The following is a 16,055-nucleotide window of genomic DNA, read 5'->3' on the forward strand; positions in this document are numbered from 1 at the left end:
CGTCCCCCGCCCGCCGTCGCTCAGTTGCCCTTGACGGGCAGTTCCTTGATCCGGATGTCGCGGAAGGACACCTGGTCACCGGATCCGTGGTTCTGGATGCCGATGTGTCCGTCGCGCAGGCTCCGGGCCGGATCGGTGTTGGTGAAATCGTTGATCTTCACGCCGTTGAGCCAGAGGCGGAGGCGCTCGCCCTCCACGCGGATCTCGTACGTGTTCCACTCCCCCGGCGGATTCAGCGCGCGGTCGCGCTTCTTCAGGTCGGCGGACTGGAAGCCGTAGACGGACCCGGTGGTCTTGTCGGGCACGTCCGTGGCGTCGATCTGGATCTCGTAGCCGTTGTTCACGGCCGACCACGGGTCGTCCGAGGGCGGGAAGCCCACGAACACACCGGAGTTGTCGTCGCCAGCCGTCTTCCAGTCGAGTTTCAGCGAGTACGCGGAGAAGCCCGACGTGGCGTACCAGAGCAGGCCCATGCCGCCCGTCGACGTCAGGGTGCCGTCGGCGTCGAGGGTGAAGGAGCCGGGGCCCGCCTGCTTCCAGCCGGACAGTGAGCCGGCCGTGCCGTCGAAGAGCGGCCGGTAGCCGTTCTCCGGGCGGCAGTCGGCCTGAACATCGCCGATGACCCAGCGGATGCCGCCCAGCAGGTGCTGCCGGAAGGCGGGGTCGGCGTAGGACTCCCTGGTGTGGCCACCGCCGGTGTAGAAGGCGCGGCCGCCCTGGTAGTCCTGGCACCAGGCGATCGGATGGTCGTCGTTCATGGTGCCGCCGGTGTACGACGCCTCGTCGAGGGAGGCGAGGACGTGGGCCCGTTCGCGTGGGTTGGAGCGGTAGTTGTACCACTCGTCCGTGCGGTTCCAGGTCGCGGCCAGGTGCGAGGTCGCCGGGTGGGCGCGGTCCTCCACGTTCACCGTGGCGGGCTGGATCGCCGGGTGGTTCTGGAAGTAGGCGCCCGCGAGTCCGCCGTAGAAGGCCCAGTCGTACTCGGTGTCGGCGGCCGAGTGGACGCCCACGTAGCCCCCGCCGTGGCGGATGTACCCCTCGAATGCCTCCTGTTGGCCGGCGTCGAGCACGTCGCCGGTCGTTGACATGAAGACGACCGCGTCGTACCGGCGCAGGTTCTTGCCGGTGAAGGCGCCGGCGTCCTCGGTCGCGTCGACCGTGAAGCCGTTGGCCTCACCGAGTTGCTTGACCGCCGCGATGCCCGCGGGAATCGAGTCGTGCCGGAAGCCGGCGGTCTTCGAGAAGACCAGGACGCGTTTGGCGTCGGCGTCGTGCGAGACGGCGGGTGCGGTCACGCAACCGAGTAGCAGGGCGGCACCCATGACTGAGGTGGTCAGTCTGCCGGTTGAGCGCATGGTGTCCCCTCCTCTCAGGCCGTCGTGAAGGTGAAGTCGTCGACGTCGAACAGAGCGCCGGAGCCGGTGGTCCCCTTGAAGACGAGGTAGAGCGTGGTGGTGCCGCGCGGTGCCCGGCTCAGGTCGGCGCTGACGTCCTGGAAGGTCTCCCAGCCGCCGGTCACAGGCACGGTGGCCTTGCCGAGCAGGGTGCCCGTCGCCGAGCCCGCGCGGACCTCGAGGGTGCCGCCCACGCCGCCGGAGGAGATCCGGGCGCTGATCGACTTGGCGTTGCTCAGCGCGTACGGCGTGAACGAGATCCAGTCGCCGTTGTCGATATCACCGACGGTCCGGCCGCCATGTGCGGTCGCCTTGTTGTTGACCGTGACGCCGGAGGAGGCGCTGAAGTGCTCGGCCTGGCGGTGCCTGGGCTGGGTGACATTCTGATCGTGGGTGGTGAGCGGGGCCTGGCCGCCGCCCCCGCCGTCGGTGTACTCGGCGTCGAAGACCCCGAAGATGTTGGCGTCCTGGTCGTGGCCGCCGTCGGCGCTGGTCTGGATGGTGCCTGAGCAGCCGGTGGCCGAGGTCAGCGGGTGGCCGTGGGTGTCGTGGCCGAGGACGAAGTTGACGGTGACCTTGGAGCAGTCGATGCTCCTCCCGTCCTCGGGGTCGGTGACCTTCACCTTGAACGGGACGGCGTCGCCGAAGCTGAACAGCTGCCCGTCCTGCGGGAGTTCGAGGGTGACCTTGGGTGCGGTGTTGCCGACGACGATCTGCACGCTCGCGCTGCCGGTGCGGCCGGTCGGGTCCTTCGCGGTGACGGTCGCGGTGTAGGTGCCGTTGGCCTTGTACTTGTGGGTCGGATTGGCGACGGTCGACGTGCCGCCGTCACCGAAGTCCCAGCTGTAGGTGAGCGCGTCGCCATCCTGGTCGCTCGAGCCGGCGGAGGAGAAGGCCACCTTCAGCGGTGCCTGCCCGGAGGTCCGGTCCGCCGAAGCCTGCGCCACGGGCGAGTGGCCATCGGTCGCGTTCTCGATGCGATACAGGCCCGAGTTGTCGTCCCCGCCGAACCAGGCGGTGCCGTAGTCCAGGACATACAGCGCGCCGTCGGGCCCGAAGGCCATGTCCATCACCTGCGTGCCGGTCCACGGGAACGCGTTGATCGACTGCACGGTGCCGCTGGAGTCACTGACGATCCGCTTGATCCAGCGGCGGCCGAACTCACCGGCGAAGAAGTTCCCGTCGTACGCCTGCGGGAACTTCACCGGCGAGTCGAGGGCGGGGTCGTAGTGGTAGACGGGGCCGCCCATCGGGGACTCGGAGCCACTGCCGAACTCGGGTACGGATCCGCCGTCATAGGGGATCCATGCCTGCTGCGCCGGGGGCAGGTCGGTGAGGCCCGTATTGTGCGGGGAGTCGTTCTTGGGGGCGTTGCAGTCGAAGGTGGCGCCGGACGCCTTGGTGGCGAAGTCGTAGTCCACGTAGGCGTCGTTCTTGCCGGTGCAGTACGGCCAGCCGAAGTTGCCGGGGCCGGTGACCCGGGCGAACTCGACCTGCCCGGCGGGCCCGCGCTTCGGGTCAGCGGTGCCGGCGTCGGGGCCGTAGTCGCCGACGTAGAGGATGCCGGTCCTCTTGTCGACGCTGAAGCGGAACGGGTTGCGGAAGCCCATGGCGTAGATCTCGGGCCGCGTCTTGGCGGTGCCCGGCGGGAAGAGATTGCCGTCGGGGATGGAGTAGGAGCCGTCGGCGTTCACCTTGATGCGCAGGATCTTGCCGCGCAGGTCGTTGGTGTTCCCGGCGCTGCGCTGGGCGTCGAAGGCCGGGTTGCGGTCGGAGCGTTCGTCGATGGGGGCGTACCCGTCCGACTGGAAGGGATTGCTGTCGTCGCCCGTCGACAGATACAGGTTGCCCGCCGCGTCGAAGTCGATGTCACCGCCGACGTGGCAGCAGATGCCACGCGACGTCTTGACCTCGAGGATGTTCTTCTCGCTCGCGGCGTCGAGGGTGCCGTCCGTCTTCAGGACGAAGCGGGAGAGGCGGTTCACTCCGTCGAAGGGGGCGAAGTCGGCGGCGGTGCCATTCTCCGGGGCGTCGCCCGCCGGAGTGTTCAGCGGGGGCGCGTAGTAGAGGTAGATGAAGCGGTTGTCGGTGAAGTCCGGGTCGACACCGACGCCTTGGAGGCCTTCCTCGTCGTGGGAGTACACGTCGAGCTTGCCTGCGAGTTTGGTGTTGCCCGCCGCGTCGGTGAGGCGGAGTTCACCGTCGCGGGAGGTGTGCAGGACCGAGCGGTCGGGGAGGACGGCGAGCGACATGGGCTCGCCGACTTCCGCCTCGCCCTTGGCGAGAGTGACCTGCTGGAAGTCCTCGGCGGCGGAGGCCGCCGGTGCGGCTTCCCGGTCGGCGACGGCTGCGCCGGCCTGGGGGGAGGTGAGGGTGAGGGTGGCGCCGGCGAGCAGCGCCCCGCTGAACAGGGCCAGGGCCTTGCGGAATCGCCCTGGTATGTGGGTCTCGATTCTGTCGTTGCCTGTGGTGCGGTGGTTCCCGTGCACGAATGCCTCCAGAAAAGGGGCCGGTTGTACGGGCGGTTGCGAACGCCGGGATGCGCCGTCATCCCGGAGAGTCGGAGAAAGTCAGTTGCCGAACGCCGCGTCGAAGGAGGCCGACGGGGGCTCGAAGTCGTACGCCTTCAGCCGGGTCAGGGCTTCGGGTGCGCCCTGGAGCCGGTCCATGCCGGCGTCCTCCCACTCGACGGAGATCGGGCCCTGGTAGTCGATGGAGCGCAGCATCCGGAAGACGTCTTCCCAGGGCACGTCGCCGTGCCCGGCCGACACGAAGTCCCAGCCGCGGCGCGGGTCGCCCCAGGGCAGATGGGAGCCGAGGCGGCCGTTGCGGCCGTCGAGACGCTTGCGGGCCTCCTTGCAGTCGACGTGGTAGATGCGGTCGCGGAAGTCCCACAGGAAGCCGACCGGGTCGAGGTCCTGCCAGACGAAGTGCGAGGGGTCGAAGTTCAGCCCGAAGGCGGGGCGGTGGTCGACGGCGGCCAGAGCGCGCTGTGTCGTCCAGTAGTCGTAGGCGATCTCGCTCGGGTGGACCTCGTGCGCGAACCGCACGCCCTCGGCGTCGAAGACGTCGAGGATCGGGTTCCAGCGCTCGGCGAAGTCGTCGTAGCCGCGCTCGATCATCGCCTCGGGGGCGGGCGGGAACATGGCGACCAGGTGCCAGATCGCGGAGCCGGTGAAGCCGATGACGGTGTCGACGCCGAACGCGGCCGCCGCCCGGGCGGTGTCGGCGATCTCGGCGGCGGCCCGCCGGCGTACGCCCTCCGGGTCCCCGTCGTCCCAGATACGGGCCGGGAGGATGGCCTCGTGGCGCTCGTCGATGATGGCGTCGCACACCGCTTGGCCGACCAGGTGGTTGGAGATCGCCCAGCACTTGAGTCCGTACTTGTCGAGCAGTTGGTGGCGCGAGGCGATGTAGGACGGGTCCGCGAGCGCCTTGTCGACCTCGAAGTGATCGCCCCAGCAGGCGAGTTCGAGTCCGTCGTAGCCGAAGTCGCGGGCCAGGCGGCAGACCTCCTCCAGCGGGAGGTCGGCCCACTGGCCGGTGAAGAGTGTGAAGGTACGCGGCATGCGCAAGGCCTCCTCAGACCGCTATGGGGGTGTAGACGCAGTTCTTCTGGGCGCTCTCCTCCACCGCCGCGAGCACACGCTGGACCTGGAGTCCGTCGGCGAAGGAGGGTTCGGGTCTGCGGCCTTCCGCGACGGCGCGCACGAGGTCGCGGGCCTGGTGGACGAAGGTGTGCTCATAGCCGAGGCCATGGCCCGGCGGCCACCAGGCGTCCAGATAGGGGTGGTCGGGTTCGGTGACGAGGATGCGGCGGAATCCGGCGAGCGTGCCCGGCTCGGCACCGTCGTGGTACTCCAACTCGTTGAGCCGCTCCAGGTCGAAGGCGAGTGAGCCGAGCTCCCCGTTGAGTTCGATGCGCAGGGCGTTCTTCCGTCCGGTGGCGTACCGGGTGGCCTCGAACGAGGCGAGGGCGCCGGAGGCGAAGCGCCCGGTGAACAGGGCGGCGTCGTCCACGGTGACCGGTCCGGTGCCGGCGGCGGACACCGCGGACAGGCCGCTGCTCCCGCCGGCGGGCAGCGGCCGCTCCCGTACGAAGGTCTCGGTGAGGGCGGAGACCCCGGCCAGCTCCTCGCCGGCGAGGTACTGGGCGAGGTCGATGGCATGGGCACCGAGGTCGCCCAGCGACCCCGAGCCGGCGTGTTCCCTTTGCAGCCGCCAGGTGAGCGGGAACTGCGGGTCCACCAGCCAGTCCTGAAGGTAAGTCACCCGCACATGGCGCAGTGTGCCGAGCTGGCCGTCCGCGACCATGCGGCGGGCCAGTGCGGTGGCCGGGAGGCGGCGGTAGTTGAAGCCGACCATCGCCACCTGGCCCCGTCCGGCCGCCGCTTCGGCCGCCGCCGCCATGGCCTCGGCCTCCTCGACGGTGTTCGCGAGGGGCTTCTCGCACAGCACGTGCTTGCCAGCCGCCAAGGCGGCGAGGGCGATCTCGGCGTGACTGTCGCCCGGGGTGCAGATGTCGACGAGGTCGATGTCGTCCCGGTCGATCAGCGTCCGCCAGTCGGTCTCGACCGCCGCCCAACCGTGCCGGTCGGCCGCGGCACGCACCGCCGCCGCGTTCCGGCCGCATATCGCGCCGAGCACCGGGCGTCGGGGCAGGTCGAAGACATGGCCCACGGTGCGCCAGCCCTGTGAATGGGCGGCACCCATGAACGCGTACCCCACCATGCCGACGCGCAGCGGCGGTGTTCCGGCCTCGGCCCCTTCTGCCTGCTGCAGCTGTCCCATACGGATGTCCTCCTCGTCCTCGTCGTGGTTACGCCGTGGGGGGTGCGGGGCGGAACCTGTCAGCGGAAGCCGGTGGGCATGTACTGCTCGACGTTGTTTTTGTCGACGACGGCCGAGTAGAGGGTGATCGAGGCCGGGATCTCGTACTCGGCGAGGCCGCCGACGCCCTTGCCCTGGCCGAGTGCGCGCGCGAGGTCGATGGCGGATGCGGCCATGGTCGGCGGGTACAGGACGGTCGCCTTGAGGACGCCGTTGTCCTGCTTGATGGCCTGGAAGGCGGACAGCGCCCCGGCCCCGCCGACCATCAGGAAGTCATCGCGACCGGCCTGCTCGATGGCGCGCAGCGCGCCCACGCCCTGGTCGTCGTCGTGGTTCCACAGCGCGTCGAACTTGGGCTGTGCCTGGAGGAGCTGGGCCATCTTGGCCTGTCCGGACTCGACCGTGAACTCGGCGGCCTGGCGGGCCACCTTCTTGATGTTCGGGTAGTTCTTCAGGGCGTCGTCGAAGCCCTGGGTGCGCTGCTTGGTCAGTTCCAGGTTGTCGATGCCGGCCAGCTCGATGACGCGGGCGTCCGATTTCCCCTTGAGCTTCTCGCCGATGTAGTGACCGGCGTTCAGGCCCATGCCGTAGTTGTCGCCGCCGATCCAGCACCGGTAGGCCTGCGGGGTGTTGAAGATGCGGTCGAGGTTGATGACCGGGATGCCCGCGCGCATCGCCTTCAGTCCGACCTGGGTGAGGGCCTTGCCGTCGGCGGGCAGCACCACCAGCACGTCGACCTTCTTGTTGATGAGGGTCTCGATCTGGCCGATCTGCGCCGCGGTGTCGTTGGAGCCCTCGGTGATCTCCAGCGTGAGGTCCGAGTACTTCTGGGCGCGGCTCTTGGCGTTGTCGTTGATGGCGTTGAGCCAGCCGTGGTCGGCCTGCGGGCCGGCGAAGCCGATGGTGACGTGCTTGCCGGGCTTGTCGTCGGCGGCCGGCTTGTCGTTCGCGGCCGGCTTGTCGGACTTGGTCTCGTTACTCGTGCAACCTGCGAGGAAGGCACCGGCCGAGACGGCGGCGGTCCCGAAGAGCAGTCCTCTGCGGCTTGTGACAGGCGGCTGTGGCATGGCGGTGAACCCTTTCCTCAGGTCGTGCTTGCGGTACGGCGCTGGACCAGCACGGCGGCGACGATGATCGCGCCCTTGGCGATCTGCTGGACGTCGCTCTGCAGGTTGTTCAGGGCGAAGATGTTGGTGATCGTGGTGAAGATCAGGACGCCGAGGACGGAGCCGGTGATGGTGCCGCGGCCCCCGCTGAGCAGGGTGCCGCCGATGATCGCGGCCGCGATGGCGTCCAGTTCGTACAGGTTGCCGTTGGTGTTCTGGCCCGAGCCGGACAGGATGATCAGCAGGAAGGCCGCGATACCGCAGCACAGGCCGGACAGCAGGTAGAGGTAGAGGCGCTGGCGGCGTATGTCGATGCCGGCGAGCCGCGCCGCCTCCGCGTTGCCGCCGACGGCGACCGTGCGGCGCCCGAAGGTGGTGCGGTTGAGCACCAGCCAGCCGATGACCGTGACGAGGGCGAAGACCAGCACGAGCGGCGGGATGCCGAGCACATAGGAGTCGCGTTCACCGAGCTTGAGGATCCCGTCGACCGTGACGATCTGCGTCCTGCCATCGGTGATCTGCAGGGCCAGTCCGCGTGCCGAGGCCAGCATGGCGAGCGTGGCGATGAACGGGACCATCCCGCCGTACGCGATGAGCACGCCGTTGACCAGACCGCAGCCCACTCCGACGACGACCGCGGTGAAGAGGATGCCCCAGAAGCCGTACTCCTGGGTGGCGATGGTGGTGGCCCACACCGAGGCCAGAGCGACGATCGCGCCCACCGACAGGTCGATGCCGCCTGAGGTGATGACGAAGGTCATACCGACGGTGACGACCCCGATCACCGAGGCCTGGGTGAGGACGAGTTGGAGGTTGCGGGTGTCGAGGAACTCGTCGGGCTTGGTGATCCCGCCGATGACGACAAGCGCGGCGAGCACGCCGAGCAGGGACAGGGTGCGGACGTCCGCGCGGGCGACGAGGGCGCGCCAGGCGGGGAGCGGGCCGAACGACGGCAACTTGCCGGTGCTGTCCCGCGGCGGGGAAACGGGCTGCGTCATGACGCCGGACTTCCTTCCATGACGAGGTCGAGGACGCGGTGCTCATCGAGTTCGCGCGCGGGCGCCGTGTGCACGACGTGCCCCTCGCGCAGCACCAGGACGCGGTCGGCGAGGCCGAGCACCTCGGGTACCTCACTGGAGACCAGCAGGACCGCGAGGCCCTCGTCGGCGAGGCGGCGGACGACCGCGTACAGCTCGGCGCGGGCGCCGACGTCGACACCGCGCGTCGGTTCGTCGAGCAGCAGCACGCGGCAGCCGCGTAGCAGCCAGCGGGCCAGGACGGCCTTCTGCTGGTTGCCGCCGGAGAGCGTGCGGACCGGTACAGAGGGGTTGTCGGGGCGGAGCGAGAGCTCACGGGTCGCGGCGCGTGCGGCGCCCCGTTCGGCGCCCCGGTCGATCCAGCCCCCGCGCGAGAAGCGGGACAGGGAGGAGACCGACACATTGCGGGTGACGGACTCCAGCATGAGCAGTGCCTGCGCCTTGCGTTCCTCGGGGGCGAGCCCGAGTCCGGCACGGACCGCAGCGCGGACGCCCCCGGGACGCAACGGGCGTCCGTCGACGAGGACCTGACCGGTCGTGGGTTTGCGGGCGCCGTAGATCGTCTCGAGGATCTCGGAGCGCCCGGAGCCGACGAGTCCGGCGAGGCCGACGATCTCGCCTGGACGGACGACGAGGTCAAGGGGCGCGAACTCCCCTTCCCTCGCCAGCCCTTGCACCTGAAGGACGGGCGTGCCCGTGGGAGCCGAGGACGGCCGTTCCGGGAAGACGTACTCGACGTTCCGTCCCGTCATCAGCGCCACGACCTCGCGGGTCGGCGTCGTCTTCGCCGGAAGTCCACGGGCCACCGCCCGCCCGTCCTTGAGGACGGTGACCCGGTCGCCGATGCGGCGGATCTCCTCCAGGCGGTGGGAGATGTAGACGACGGCGACGTCGGCGGCGGTGAGGTCGCCGACGATGCGGAACAGGTTGTCGACCTCGTCCGGGTCGAGCGCGGCGGACGGCTCGTCCATCACGATGAGCCGTACGTCGTGGGAGAGTGCCCGGGCCATGGACACGATCTGCTGCTGGGCCGCCGAGAGTTCTCCGACGAGCCTGGCCGGGTCGATCTCGGGGTGCCCGAGCCGTCGCAGCAGCGCGGCCGTCGACGCCTTCGCGGTCCTGGCCCGTACGACGAAGCCGGCGGCCGTGGGCTCGTGGCCGAGATGGACGTTCTCGGCCACCGACAGATGCTCCACCAAGTCGAGTTCCTGATAGATGGTCGCGATACCGAGGCGCATGGCGGCGATGGGCGAGCGGAGCGTGACGGATTCGCCCCGCCATTGGATGGTGCCGGTGTCGGGCTGGTGCGCACCGGCCAGCACCTTGATCAGGGTGGACTTCCCGGCCCCGTTCTGGCCGAGCAGGCAGTGCACTTCACCGGCCCGGACGTCGAGGTCGACGCCGTCGAGGGCCCGGACTCCGGGGAACGACTTGGTGATGCCGGACATGCTGAGCAGCGGTGTTTCTGGTGCCATGTGGGTTCCCCTTGGCGGGCGTGCGAGCCGGTTTCAGGGCGGAACGCGTGCCGGGCAGGCGTTTTCAGGGCAGGGCAGAGCAGGGCGCTGTGCGGGTGGTCCCGCGGTGCGGGTGCGGTGGACGAGTGCTTACGCGGGTGAGAACAGGTGGTCGCTGATGAGCCGGGCCGCGCCGATGACACCGGCGTTCTGGCCCAGTTCCCCGAGGACGATGGGCAGGTTGCCGGTCGCCAGCGGGAGCGACTGGCGGTAGACCTGGGTGCGGATCGCGGCGAGCAGGGTGTGGCCGAGGCCGGTCACTCCGCCGCCGATCACCACCAGGCCGGGGTTGAAGAAGCTGACCAGGCCAGCGATCACCTGGCCGGTGCGGGTGCCGCCCTCCCGGATGAGGTCGAGCGAAGTGGCGTCTCCCGCCGCTGCCGCGGCGGCGACATCGACGGCGCTCAGACCGCCGTTCGTCTCCAGCCGCGAGGCGAGTTCCGCCGAGAGTCCCTCGTGGGCCGCCTCCAGCGCGTCACGGGCAAGGGCCGCGCCGCTGAAGTGGGCCTCCAGGCAGCCCCGGTTGCCGCAGGCGCACGGGCGTCCGTCGGGCACGGCCTGGATGTGCCCGATGTCGCCCGCGCTGCCCGTCACCCCGCGGTGGACCTCACCGCCGACGACGATGCCGCAGCCGATGCCGGTACCGATCTTGATGCAGAGGAAGTCGCCCACGGAGCGTGCGACGCCCGCGTGCTGCTCCCCCAGCGCCATCAGGTTCACGTCGTTGTCGACCATGACCGGGCAGCCGAGTTCCTGGCTGAGCGCCTCCCGCACCGGGAAGCCGTCCCAGCCCGGCATGATCGGCGGCGCCACCGGGACGCCTTCGGGGAAGCGGACCGGGCCCGGAACCCCGATACCGGCGCCGTCGAAGCCCTCCGCGAGCCCAGAGTCCTTCAACTTCGCGGTCATGGCCAGGACTTGCTCGAACACCGCGACGGGGCCCTCGCGTACGTCCATGGGCTGGTTGAGGTGGCCCAGCACTTCCAGTTCGGGGTTGGTGACCGCGACGTCGACCGAGGTCGCGCCGATGTCGACACCGAGGAAGCGCAGGCCCGGGGTGAGCCGGATGTTGTGCGAGCGCCGGCCGCCGCGTGAGGCGGCGAGCCCGTCCGCGACGACCAGTCCCGTCTCCAGGAGCCGGTCCACCTCCACGGCGAGCTTGGAGCGCGAGAGGTCGATCTCGTCGCCCAGCCGGGCCCGGGAGTTGGGTCCCCCGTCGCGCAACAGCCTGAGCAGCCGGGCCTGGTGCGCGTTCGCGGGTCGTGCAGTCATACGTCTCACGCGCCCCTCCCCGCCTCAATTGGCCGCCAGCGTCGGGCTTTCGAGAGGAACGTAGCAGCGGCTGCCGGGACTGGGAAGAAGTTGCGCAGCGATTGCCTCTAACTTTCTCCACTCACAGGACAAAGAAGAACCGACAGCGCCGCCGTGGCCTGGAGAGACCGGAGTTCAGGACTTCGGCCGCGCGTGGTACGACCGCCGCGTGTGCTCGGTGTGCTCGCGCATCAGCTGGGTGGCGAGCTGCTCGTCGCGGCCCGCGATCGCCGCTATCAGTGCGCGGTGCTCGACCCAGGACTGCTGTCCGCGCTGACGGGCGATCGGTGTGTAGTACCACCGCACCCGGCGGTCGACCTGCGCGGCGAGTTCGGCGAGCACCGCGTTGCCCGCCAGCTCCATCACCTTCGTGTGGAAACGGGCGTTCATCGCGACGGCCCCGTCGACGTCGTCGGCGGCGACGGCACGCTCGCCCTCCGCACACAGCTCTTCGAGGGCCGAGATACCGGCGCTGCCCGCGTTGACGGCGGCGAGCCGGGCCGCCTCGGCCTCCAGCAGCGTGCGCACGGTCAGGAGCTGGTCGGCCTCCTCCTCCGTGGGCTCATGGACGAACGCGCCTTGGGCCGGCCGCAGATCGACCCATCCTTCCGTGTTCAGCCGCTGCAGGGCCTCGCGCACCGGCTGCCGGGAGACGCCGAGATGCCCGGCCAGTTCGCTCTCGACGAGGTGCTGGCCGGGTTGAAGGGCGCGCGTGGTGATGAGTTCGAGCAGCGCCTCGTAGACCCGGTCGCGTAGCGGGCCGGGCCGCTCGAGTTTGGGCACCGACCCGTGCGGCAGTCCTGTCGACAACATCGCGGTCCCCCTCCAGGGCAACGGCAGCGCAGTAGCCTGACTGCCAGTGTCTTTCGTCTACAGTCTACGGCGCACCATGGCCAGGGGCTGGGCGAGTTGGACTTCTCACACCGCCCTTTTCGGGCTGCTCACGGGCAGCGGACGACCTGCCCCGCGTACGACAGGTTCCCGCCGAAGCCGAACAGCAGCACCCGGTCGCCCGTCGAGATCTGCCCGCGCTCCATGAGCTTGGACAGCGCGAGCGGGATGCTCGCCGCCGATGTGTTGCCGGACTCGGACACATCGCGCGCCACGACAGCGTTGACGGCGCCGAGCCTCTCGGCGAGCGGCTCGATGATGCGCAGGTTGGCCTGGTGCAGCACGACCGCGGCGAGGTCCTCCGGCGCGATACCGGACCGCTCGCAGACCTGGCGCGCGATGGGCGGCAGCTGGTTGGTCGCCCACCGGTAGACGCTCTGCCCCTCCTGCGCGAACCGCGGAGGCGTGCCCTCGATCCGCACCGCGTGCCCCATCTCGGGCACCGAGCCCCACAGCACCGGGCCGATCCCCGGCTCCTCGCCCGGCGGGCAGATCTCGACGACGGCGGCCCCGGCACCGTCCCCGACCAGCACACACGTCGTACGGTCGGTCCAGTCCGTCACGTCGGACATCTTGTCGGCACCGACGACCAACGCCCGGGTGGCCGCGCCCGCGCGCACGGCGTGGTCGGCGGTGGCCAGCGCATGGGTGAAACCGGCGCAGACGACGTTGACGTCCATGGCCGCGGGCGACGGAATGCCGAGCCGGGCCGCGACCCGGGCGGCGGTGTTCGGCGAGCGGTCGACGGCGGTGGAGGTGGCGACCACGACCAGGTCGATGTCGCCCGGTGCCAGCCCCGCGGCGGCGAGCGCCTTGGCGGCGGCGTGCCCGGCGAGTTCGTCGACGGGCTCGTCGCCCCCCGCGATGTGGCGGGTCCGGATACCCACCCGGGTCCTGATCCACTCGTCGCTCGTGTCGACCATGCCCGCCAGGTCCTCGTTGGTGAGCACCTTGGCGGGCTGGTAATGACCGACGGCGGCGATGCGCGAGCCGTTCATGGGCGGATCCCCTCGTTGCCGTGCGTAGCGGGATCCACCAGTCTGATCAGTGACCGACGAGTACGACGGCATGCAAAGCGACAGGAATGGGGCGCCCGCGTTGTCGGCTTCCCGCAGCCCCTTGGACGCCCGGGCATCGCCTGCCCTGCCGTACGGAACTCATCCCGTGAACAGCTGCCTGGCCTTCAGGACGAGCTCGTAGAGGCCGTAGCACAGGGGCGCGCCCACCCACAGCCAGGAGAAGAGGATCAATGCGGTGCGGTTGCCCCCGCCCGGGTGAGGCCCGGCGGGGGGCGTCTCAGGCGGGCTGCTCTCGCCGGCCATCGGCGGCCTCCTTCGGTGCGGGGATGTGGTGGCGGGGGTGGACGGGCCGGACCAGCTCGTTGGCGACGAAGCCGATGACGAGCAGCCCGATCATGATCATGAACGACAGGCCGTAGAGGGCCGATCCGTGCTTGCCCGCGGCCTCCTGGTGGTCGGCGATCCAGTTCACGATCAGCGGGCCGAGGACACCGGCGGTGGACCAGGCGGTGAGCAGCCGGCCGTGGATCGCGCCGACCTGGTAGGTCCCGAAGAGGTCCTTCAGGTACGCGGGGATCGTCGCGAAGCCGCCGCCGTAGAAGGAGAGGATCACCAGCGCGCACAGGATGAACAGCGGCTTCGACGAGTCGCCGAACGACGCGATGACCAGGTACATGAGCGCGCCGACGCCCAGGTAGACACGGTAGATGTTCTTGCGCCCGATCAGGTCGGAGGTCGAGGACCAGCCGATACGGCCCGCCATGTTGGCCGCCGACAGCAGGGCGACGAAGCCGGCGGCCGCGGAGACCGACACGGGGGTGGAGGTGTCCGCGAAGAAGTCCGTGATCATAGGGGCGGCCTTCTCCAGGATGCCGATCCCGGCGGTCACGTTCATGCAGAGCACGATCCACAGGCACCAAAACTGCGGGGTGCGCACGGCGCTGCGCGCGGAGACCTGCACGCCCTCGACGGCGCTCGGCCCGGACTCGACCGGCCGCTCGGTGCGCGGCACCCGCACCAGCAGGACGCCGAGCAGCATGAAGACGGCGTACGACAGCCCGTGCACGAGGAAGGCGAGCGCGATCCCGGAGTGGCCGGTGCCGAACGACTCCAGCATCTGCGCCGACCAGGGCGAGGCGATCAGCGCGCCGCCGCCGAAACCCATGATGGCGATGCCCGTGGCCATGCCGGGCCGGTCCGGGAACCACTTGATCAACGTGGAGACCGGCGAGATGTAGCCGATGCCGAGACCGATGCCGCCGACGAAGCCGTAGCCGAGGACGATCAGCCAGTACTGCTCGGTCCGCGCGCCGAGCGCCGAGATCAGGAAGCCCGACGAGAAGCAGATCAGGGCCACGGTCATCGCCCAGCGCGGCCCTTTGCGCTCGACGAGCGTGCCACCGAACGCGGCCGACAGACCGAGCATCACGATGGCGAGCTGGAAGGGCAGCGCGCTCTCGGTGCCGTCGAGGTGGAGCGCGGATTCGAGAGGCGGCTTGAACACACTCCAGGCGTAGGCCTGGCCGATGGAGAGATGGACGGACAGAGCGGCGGGCGGGACCAGCCATCGGCTCCATCCCGGGGGAGCGACCGGAGGACTCATGATCCCGAACGGTACGAAGGCGGGGCGGAGTTGAGAACCTTCGCGTCGACCGTATGCGGTGAGCGGTATCCAGTGTGCGCCGAACGGTCGTTGTCGGCCCCTCCCGGATGCTCCGCGGACTCTTGCCGCCGCAAGTTCCATACTGTAGACAGTATTATGCCGACAAGGTTCGGCACTCCATATCTCCGCGGCACCCGCACGACCGAACGGACTGTCCCCCGGTGGAAGTTCGACATCCGTGCGGCGGGTACCTGGGACGAGCCGGCTGGGACGCAGACCACCACGGTGTGCGCCGCGTGCGGAGTGGGCCGCGACCTCTCCCCGCACGTGCAGGACAATGAGGTCGTCGAGGTCACCCCGGGGCACAACAACCCTTGACCGGCGGCGACCTCGGCAGCAAGGGCCGATTCGGCCACCAGCACCTACAGAACCGGGGCTGATCAGGACATGGGACGAGTCACGGAACGACGCAAGGTGATCCGCATCCGGGACGGAGCCGTGTCCTCCCGCCCGGACACCCTCGTGGCCGAGGAACCGCTGGAGATCCGGCTGAACGGCAAGCCGCTCGCGATCACCATGCGCACGCCCGGCGACGACTTCGCGCTCGCCGCCGGCTTCCTGGTGAGCGAAGGCGTCCTCGCGACCGCGTCGGAGCTGCTGAACATCGTCTACTGCGCGGGGGCCACCGCAGACGGTTCGAACACGTACAACGTGGTGGACGTGAGGACCGCCCCCGGCGTGGTGATCCCCGACATCACCCTGGAGCGCAACGTCTACACCACCTCGTCCTGCGGGCTGTGCGGCAAGGCGAGCCTGGACGCGGTCCGTACGACGGCGCGCTGGCCCATCGCCGACACTCCCCCGGTCCGGCTGGATCCCGAATTGCTCGCTAGCCTCCCCGACCGGCTTCGGGCCGCCCAGCGGGTCTTCGACCGGACCGGGGGTCTGCACGCGGCGGCCCTGTTCACCGAGAACGGCGAACTGCTCGACATCCGCGAGGACGTCGGGCGGCACAACGCCGTCGACAAACTGGTCGGCCGCGCCCTGCAGAACGGGGACCTGCCGCTGTCCCGCGCCGTCCTCCTGGTGTCGGGCCGGGCCTCCTTCGAACTGGCGCAGAAGGCGGTGATGGCCGGCATTCCGGTGCTGGCGGCGGTCTCGGCGCCCTCGTCCCTGGCGGTGGACCTGGCCGCGGAGACGGGCCTGACCCTGGTGGGCTTCCTGCGGGGCAGCTCCATGAACGTGTACGCGGGCGAGGACCGCATCGCCCTGCGGGCCGTGGCCACGCAGGGCTGACCGGTTCCCGCGTCACGGCGGCGGGGCCCCGAACGGCGGGGAGCGCCCCCTGCG

At 70.0% G+C, this 16,055-nt stretch carries 13 protein-coding genes and 1 pseudogene; 2 read left to right on the forward strand and 12 right to left on the reverse strand.

The annotated features are described in order from the left end of the window. Window positions 1–20: 20 nt before the first annotated feature. From ACWDA7_RS14230 to ACWDA7_RS14285, 12 genes are all read right to left on the reverse strand, one after another. Window positions 21–1,355 carry a ThuA domain-containing protein gene (locus ACWDA7_RS14230; protein ID WP_450604436.1) on the reverse strand — a complete coding sequence of 445 codons (1,335 nt, stop codon included), beginning with the start codon at window positions 1,353–1,355 and terminating at the stop codon, window positions 21–23. 14 nt (window positions 1,356–1,369) lie between these two features. Further along, window positions 1,370–3,883, reverse strand: coding sequence for a PQQ-dependent sugar dehydrogenase (locus tag ACWDA7_RS14235; RefSeq protein WP_450604438.1), 2,514 nt, complete (start codon window positions 3,881–3,883; stop codon window positions 1,370–1,372). A gap of 81 nt (window positions 3,884–3,964) precedes the next feature. After that, complete coding sequence (locus ACWDA7_RS14240; RefSeq protein WP_450604439.1) at window positions 3,965–4,963, reverse strand: sugar phosphate isomerase/epimerase family protein; 999 nt, start codon at window positions 4,961–4,963, stop codon at window positions 3,965–3,967. 13 nt (window positions 4,964–4,976) lie between these two features. Next, window positions 4,977–6,185, reverse strand: a complete 1,209-nt coding sequence (locus tag ACWDA7_RS14245) for a Gfo/Idh/MocA family protein (RefSeq protein ID WP_450604440.1) — start codon at window positions 6,183–6,185, stop codon at window positions 4,977–4,979. 59 nt (window positions 6,186–6,244) lie between these two features. Then, a complete protein-coding gene (locus tag ACWDA7_RS14250) occupies window positions 6,245–7,291 on the reverse strand; it encodes a substrate-binding domain-containing protein (protein WP_450604441.1) in 1,047 nt (348 codons plus the stop codon). A gap of 17 nt (window positions 7,292–7,308) precedes the next feature. Further along, a complete protein-coding gene (locus ACWDA7_RS14255; protein ID WP_450604442.1) occupies window positions 7,309–8,328 on the reverse strand; it encodes an ABC transporter permease in 1,020 nt (339 codons plus the stop codon). Next, window positions 8,325–9,842, reverse strand: a complete 1,518-nt coding sequence (locus ACWDA7_RS14260; protein ID WP_450604444.1) for a sugar ABC transporter ATP-binding protein — start codon at window positions 9,840–9,842, stop codon at window positions 8,325–8,327. Before ACWDA7_RS14260 ends, ACWDA7_RS14255 begins: the two co-directional genes overlap by 4 nt. A gap of 129 nt (window positions 9,843–9,971) precedes the next feature. Further along, window positions 9,972–11,153 carry an ROK family protein gene (locus ACWDA7_RS14265; RefSeq protein WP_450604445.1) on the reverse strand — a complete coding sequence of 394 codons (1,182 nt, stop codon included), beginning with the start codon at window positions 11,151–11,153 and terminating at the stop codon, window positions 9,972–9,974. A gap of 174 nt (window positions 11,154–11,327) precedes the next feature. Then, window positions 11,328–12,005, reverse strand: a complete 678-nt coding sequence (locus tag ACWDA7_RS14270; protein WP_450604446.1) for a GntR family transcriptional regulator — start codon at window positions 12,003–12,005, stop codon at window positions 11,328–11,330. Between the two features lie 128 nt (window positions 12,006–12,133). After that, window positions 12,134–13,081, reverse strand: coding sequence for a beta-ketoacyl-ACP synthase III (locus ACWDA7_RS14275; protein WP_450604448.1), 948 nt, complete (start codon window positions 13,079–13,081; stop codon window positions 12,134–12,136). A 159-nt stretch (window positions 13,082–13,240) separates the two neighbouring features. Beyond that, window positions 13,241–13,405 carry an MFS transporter small subunit gene (locus ACWDA7_RS14280; RefSeq protein WP_450604450.1) on the reverse strand — a complete coding sequence of 55 codons (165 nt, stop codon included), beginning with the start codon at window positions 13,403–13,405 and terminating at the stop codon, window positions 13,241–13,243. After that, window positions 13,380–14,705: an OFA family MFS transporter gene (locus ACWDA7_RS14285; RefSeq protein ID WP_359402296.1), complete on the reverse strand. Its 1,326-nt coding sequence runs from the start codon at window positions 14,703–14,705 to the stop codon at window positions 13,380–13,382. Before ACWDA7_RS14285 ends, ACWDA7_RS14280 begins: the two co-directional genes overlap by 26 nt. A 225-nt stretch (window positions 14,706–14,930) precedes the next feature. On the opposite strand from ACWDA7_RS14285, the pseudogene ACWDA7_RS14290 reads away from it, so the two are divergent. Next, a pseudogene (locus ACWDA7_RS14290) lies at window positions 14,931–15,145 on the forward strand (2Fe-2S iron-sulfur cluster-binding protein); the annotation flags it as partial. Between the two features lie 7 nt (window positions 15,146–15,152). Then, window positions 15,153–16,001, forward strand: coding sequence for a formate dehydrogenase accessory sulfurtransferase FdhD (fdhD, locus tag ACWDA7_RS14295; RefSeq protein ID WP_432934659.1), 849 nt, complete (start codon window positions 15,153–15,155; stop codon window positions 15,999–16,001). The last annotated feature ends 54 nt before the right edge of the window (window positions 16,002–16,055 follow it).

The organism is Streptomyces sp. NPDC001156, assembly GCF_053598275.1.